3 protein-coding genes and 2 pseudogenes are annotated in these 5649 nt (G+C 59.7%); 1 reads left to right on the top strand and 4 read right to left on the bottom strand.

Going from position 1 to position 5649, the window contains the following annotated elements:
- Positions 1 to 63 precede the first annotated feature (63 nt).
- The 4 genes and pseudogenes from BN2475_RS32010 to BN2475_RS36065 all read right to left on the bottom strand — a co-directional run.
- Positions 64 to 722, bottom strand: a pseudogene (locus BN2475_RS32010) (pyridoxal-phosphate dependent enzyme).
- A gap of 391 nt (positions 723 to 1113) precedes the next feature.
- A complete protein-coding gene (locus tag BN2475_RS32005; RefSeq protein WP_094783366.1) occupies positions 1114 to 2517 on the bottom strand; it encodes a GGDEF domain-containing protein in 1404 nt (467 codons plus the stop codon).
- A gap of 344 nt (positions 2518 to 2861) precedes the next feature.
- Positions 2862 to 3266 carry an avidin/streptavidin family protein gene (locus BN2475_RS32000; RefSeq protein WP_094783365.1) on the bottom strand — a complete coding sequence of 135 codons (405 nt, stop codon included), beginning with the start codon at positions 3264 to 3266 and terminating at the stop codon, positions 2862 to 2864.
- Between the two features lie 953 nt (positions 3267 to 4219).
- Positions 4220 to 4359 (bottom strand): annotated as a pseudogene (locus BN2475_RS36065) (IS5/IS1182 family transposase); the annotation flags it as partial.
- Between the two features lie 822 nt (positions 4360 to 5181).
- Between BN2475_RS36065 and BN2475_RS31995 the strand changes: the two are divergent.
- Positions 5182 to 5586 carry a reverse transcriptase N-terminal domain-containing protein gene (locus BN2475_RS31995; protein ID WP_094783364.1) on the top strand — a complete coding sequence of 135 codons (405 nt, stop codon included), beginning with the start codon at positions 5182 to 5184 and terminating at the stop codon, positions 5584 to 5586.
- Positions 5587 to 5649: the final 63 nt, after the last annotated feature.

The following is a 5649-nucleotide window of genomic DNA, read 5'->3' as shown; positions in this document are numbered from 1 at the left end:
AAAAACCTGCAACCAGTAGGATGAATTTTTCCAGCGAGATATTCCGGCCGCAGGGCACAACGGCTACCGCGCTCCCCTGATACTCTGGCGCCTTCCTGAGCAACGTCGCCAGCGCGACGCCTGCGCCCCCTCCACCATCCATCCGTCGGTCTGGGCGATCCGTTTCATCGCTGCCCGGACTTCTTCTTCGGTGACGAGTGCGGTGTCCGTGATGACCTGCTGGCTCATACCGAAGGTGATCGTGTCCGGATCGATCCCTCCCGCGGTGCCATCGGAAATGGTGTCGAGTTCCTCGGACTCGACGATCCTCCCGGCTTTCAGGCAACGGTAGAGGGCGGTCGAGTTGGCAGACCAGCAACCGGTCACTGCCGTCGAGGGACGCAGTTTCCGCAGCACGGTTCCGACGCCTGAAATCAGCCCCCGCCGCCCACCGCGACGAAGACGGCCGACAGGTCGAGGCCATGTTCGCGGGCCTGCCCGTCCAGCTCCATGCCAACGGCCCCCTGCCCGGCAATCACGTCGATGTCGTTGTAAGGCGACACGAACGTCATGCCCTTCAACTGCGCCTGGCGGGCTGCTTCAAGTTCAACGGCGAGGGACGTATCGTCAATCGTCACGACGGTCGCCCCCAGCGCGCGAATCGCAACGAGCTTGACTGGCGATGCCGCGGAGACGGTAACGGGCACGTCGCCACGACGTCGAGCAGACGCGCCTTGTTCCATGCGCCGCGAAACTGGAACGAGCCTGTGTGCTGCAGATGCTCGCATTTCAGATAGACTTCGCAGCCGGCGAGCTTCGACAGGGCCGGGACTGTACGAAAGGGGCGTGAGCGCAACCTGCGGGCGAATCGCCCAGTGCGCGTCCGTAATTCTGGCAAACAGATCGTCTGACATCGATATTTTCTTGTTGAAAGGCAATGGGCACGTATATGCGCTGCCGAGGTGAGCCGTGAATCGCCTCCATTGAAAGCGGCAGTCAGGCGGCGACATCAGAAACTTGAGTGGACCGTCCGGCAGCGTTGCAGGCCTTCCCGGTACGTCAAAACGTCTCAATCATCGGCTGCGCCCGGGTTGACTCAATGAGTAATCGGAAGCACGAGTGCGCAACCGGCACCTATGCGACAACGACGCGGTTACGCCCCAGATGTTTCGCACGGTAGAGCCGCTCGTCGGCCGCACGCAGGATCGTGTCGATGGTGTCGCCGTCGCGACCAAACTGCGAGGCACCGACGCTGACAGTCACTTCGCCGCACCGCCCACTGCCGGCCCCGAAAACACTGCTGGCGATCATCGAGCGGATACGTTCGCCTGTCGCGAGCGCCGCGTCCAGACCCGCCCGCGGCAGCAGCACCATGAATTCCTCACCGCCCACCCGTGCGACACCGTCGTAGGGGCGGATTGCCTCAATGCATTTCTGCACGAATTCGCGCAGCACCGTGTCGCCTGCCTGATGTCCGTACGCATCGTTGATCGCCTTGAAGTGATCGAGGTCGAGCGCGAGCAGCGAAAACGGCGCACCGCCTCGCCGTGCGCGTTCGATCTCGGCTTCGACACGTTCGATGAATTGCCGCCGGTTGGCCGCGCCGGTGAGCGGATCGGTGGCAGCCAGGTGCTCGAGCCTGTCATTGGTCCGTTGCAGTTCCTGCAGCGCACTTTCGGCGCGGTTCATGGCCTCGGCAAGCCGCGCCATCAGTTCTTCCTGGCTGTAGATCGTCGCAAACGAGCGCGTCGTGTGAAATGCCTGCACCACGCCATAGCTGAGCAGAAAGAATCCCCCGGCGAAAATCGCGTGTGCAAGCCACCACATGTGGTTCCACGGCCGCCCCAGAATGAAGGCGAGCGACGACAGCGCAAACGACGTCACCGAGATGCCGAACATGACCATCAGGGGTGTGCGGATGCGTCGCAGCAGCAGTACCAGGACGTTCAGCGCGGAAAGGATCATGGCGCCCCCTTCCATCGACAGGCGGACCGCCAGTGTCCCGGCGACGGGGCTGTAGGCGATCCCGGCGACCGCCAGGTCAACGAGAACGAACAGCGCGATCCATTTGAGCCAGCCGCGCCAGTCGGTGCGCCTCTCGATCGAATCGGCCGGCTGGCTGTACGAGAGCAGCCCGACCAGCAGCAGGGCCGACATCACGAGGCGCGATGCCGGGCCATAGAGCAGGAACAGCCAGATATTGTGGTGCGCCATGCTGGTGAAGGCGCCGTGCAGGGCATAAATGAGGACGAAGCCGAGAAAACCCAGCGTCAGCCAGCGTAACAACGGCTCGCCGGAAGACCGGTAGCACTGCCAGGTGACGTAGGCGACGAACAGCCCTTCAAGCGTTGCGGCCGCAATCGCGATCTCGTGGAACAGGTGGTTCTCGAACCTGAGCGTGAGATCCTGGAAGAAAAACAGGTAAGCGATCAGGCAGGCGGGCATCAGCGCAAAGCCAGCCAGCACGAATCGGGCATAGAGCTTCGTGATCAGCGTTACCGCCGCCGGTGAATCACGCATCTCAATCGTGGCGCTCATGCCCGCTCCCCGCTGATATTTACCGTAGTTTCGCAGGCACCACCGGCTTGCCTGCCGCCATTTTCAGCGAATCAGAGAGGTCTGGTTTGCGCCGCACAGCACCATCAGAACCAAAGCCCGACCTCACATGCCGATCGCCATCAGATACTGCAGAAGTACATTGCATTCCCTTGGACCAAATACCGTCCGATGATGGACCACTTCTCCCGGGTCCGACGTTCGGCACGCTGTGTTGTCAAACGCTCGCTGTCCGACGCATGCAGGAGGTCCATTCAGAAACGAGCGCCCGGCGCACCCTGTCCGTGGATGTGAACAGAACCATGACTATCCTGGACGGATTGCCCTCAGGTCTGCACAAACAGATCCGCGCCGGCCTGGATGGACTGCCAGAAGTCGTCTTCTTTCTCTGGCGTGCTCGACAGGTTCCAGAGCGTGTACATGCAGACCTGGTTCCCGTTGCCAAGCAGCAGGCCGCTCCAGCCCGTCACCGAGGCGTACGCGGTATCCCAGTTCACCGTGAATGCGATCGCGTCTCCGGCTAACGTGCCGGAGAGTGGTCCTGTAGCATACTGCCCGTCGCTGCTCACGGCGCTCTCGTAGCTGCCACTGAAATTCTCGCCGTCAAACTGAACGATCGTCATGATCGAGCCCAGTTCATTCTCCCACTTGCCAACCAGTTCGGGCGATGTGGCCTTCGCATCCCGCGCGACGCTTGAAAGCGGACGAAGTGTCTTTCTGTCAATCAACATGTCTTTCCCCTTCTAGCCAGTCACAATTCACGACAGAACACTCGTCACGCATTCCAGACATCAACCCTCTACGCGCAGCAGAACGCACAATTTCGCGCCCGGCAAGGCAACGCCCTTGACAGGCGTATCGCACACGTGCGCATGAATGCATACTGAAACTCTGGCGCTACCTAAAAATCCCGGGATGTCGGCTTTCCCGCCGGCTATTTAAACTGAACCGCATCTCGAATGCCCGCTCGCCACGATACTGGCCACCCGCAAACAGTCGGAGGCGGCTTACTGTGCCAGTTGCATCGACGTCACCGGCATCGAAATACATTTTGGATTCTTAGAGTCTGGATTTGCATTGCCGGGCGTCTGATCGTGTGAAAGCCAGATGTCCGTAACCCGGGTCGCTCGTTGAGCCCTGCCCTCTTCCTGCCCAAACTGCACACGGCACTCCGGTGAAGGCAACCGGCCGTGGCAAATGTGCTCACCGCTTCACGACCGGGCTCTCCCTGACTGGTGCCACTCTCGTCCACGGTCCGGCCAATGCCGCACGGTCCTGCCGCGTGCCCACGTCCCGTACACGTTAATTCCTCATACAAGTCGTGACCGCATCATAGGAGCCAATAGACGGGGAGTCAACCACTATATGGGACGATTCGGCATGCGAAATGTATTTACAGAAAGTAAAGAGAATCGATGATCGATGGGTTTGCGTCGCCAGACTGGCGAGGCATGCCTTGCGTACAAGCGCGTGACGCCTCTCAAGGGTTATCCATTCGCGTCGCGCAGAGACGCGCCCCGAAAGCACAACCTGTCAGAGTGGATAGGTGAAGACCGGGCCACTCAGATTTACCTCGCGCGAAGTGGCTCACTATTGGGGGTTGGGGCGCCGAACCCCACGCCCAAAGTTGCACGTATTGGCGAACAAGCCCGGTCGTTCACGACGGACATCATTCGAGACAGCCACGGTGGAGAGGGTGACGGAACCGCAGAGTCGCGCTCTCGCCCGGCAACCGCGTCATATCTTTTCCCAGCCCCGCAACTCACGATACATCGGCACCTCACAAAGCGCCTCTTCCATCGCCGGGTCTGACAGACCAAACCAAATGGTATGGACGCCTCCCCCACGCGGCGGCTGAGCAATGAAGGCCGTTATCAAATCTTCGACTTTTTAAAAACCGGCTTCATGATATTCGCGAAGCGCAACGGCCTGGCCATGAAAGGCGGATGATGAAGGGTTCATCGAGGACAACCGGGAGATGGCGATGATTTCCAGTAAGACCGTGGTTGGTGTTGACATCGCTAAGCGCGTCTTTGTGCGACCTGCAAGTCGCATGAGTTTCTGTTTCACAGGAGCAGGTATGACCTGACGAAACCGGTTGTTCCATCAACCGTTCGCTACCCGGACATGCGGAGCCGGTAACAGCTCGGTATGAAGCTTCGGGGACAACGTAGCCGCCGGTTATCCGGTACGCCGAGCCGCGAGGCAGAGCGGAATCTGCCAACACAAAGGCGGAGAGGAGCAAGGGATGAGTGGGTACGACCAACATATGTGAACTTCAGTTTAACGTCGTGATCTTTGACAAGCCAAATGTGCTGAAAGGCTTGAACCAAAACGGTACGCGGTGAGGAATGGTCTCCGAAGACTGGACCATCATGGACAGAACCACCGCCGGCGAAGCAGAAGGGTCCGCCCCGCTCGGAAATTCATGCGGAACAGGGTAAGCCCATAGTACCGCCGGCAACGGCAGGCGAACCGTAAGGAACGCTGTTGGTACTGTGGGTAAAGGAATGCGGAGAAAGCGAATGCCCGGCTGTAATGGACGGGATACGGGCTGAGACATCGTCCGACGCGAAAGCGGGCAGACTTCCGCGCGGTCATTCATGGCGAGAGAACTTTGACCAATCGTTATACGAGGGAAGGCAGATGACGGCGACCGGCGCGAAAGCGACCGGCGCCGGTGCGCCCTCGCGCTCTGCCCAAATGTGGGATCAGGTGAACTGGTCACACATTGAGGCAGATGTGAAACGACTTCAGGTGCGTATCGCCAAAGCAACCCGGGAAGGCCGATGGGGCAAGGTGAAAGCACTGCAACGTCTGCTGACCCGCTCGCATAGCGGCAAAATGTTGGCCGTGAAGCGGGTGACGGAGAATCGCGGTAAGAGAACGCCAGGGGTGGACGGCAAGATATGGTCATCTCCGGCGGCCAGACGGAACGGAATGATGTCGCTTCGGCATCACGGCTATCATGTGATGCCGCTGAGACGCGTTTACATTCCCAAGAGTAACGGCAAGAGGCGTCCGCTGGGAATCCCGACGGTGATTTCATAATGCACCTCTGCCAGTTGAGTGTTGGAATGTTACTGCTGGAGATGCCCTGAAGTGTGTATCCAA

This window comes from Paraburkholderia ribeironis, from assembly GCF_900019265.1.
GTDB lineage: Bacteria > Pseudomonadota > Gammaproteobacteria > Burkholderiales > Burkholderiaceae > Paraburkholderia > Paraburkholderia ribeironis.
This window is presented reverse-complemented; position numbering and strand designations above follow the sequence as displayed.

Excerpts from the sequence above, each read along its gene's own strand:
- BN2475_RS32005 (WP_094783366.1), bottom strand. The coding sequence starts at position 2,517 with ATGAGCGCCACGATTGAGATGCGTGATTCACCGGCGGCGGTAACGCTG.
- BN2475_RS32000 (WP_094783365.1), bottom strand. The coding sequence starts at position 3,266 with ATGTTGATTGACAGAAAGACACTTCGTCCGCTTTCAAGCGTCGCGCGG.
- BN2475_RS31995 (WP_094783364.1), top strand. The coding sequence starts at position 5,182 with ATGACGGCGACCGGCGCGAAAGCGACCGGCGCCGGTGCGCCCTCGCGC.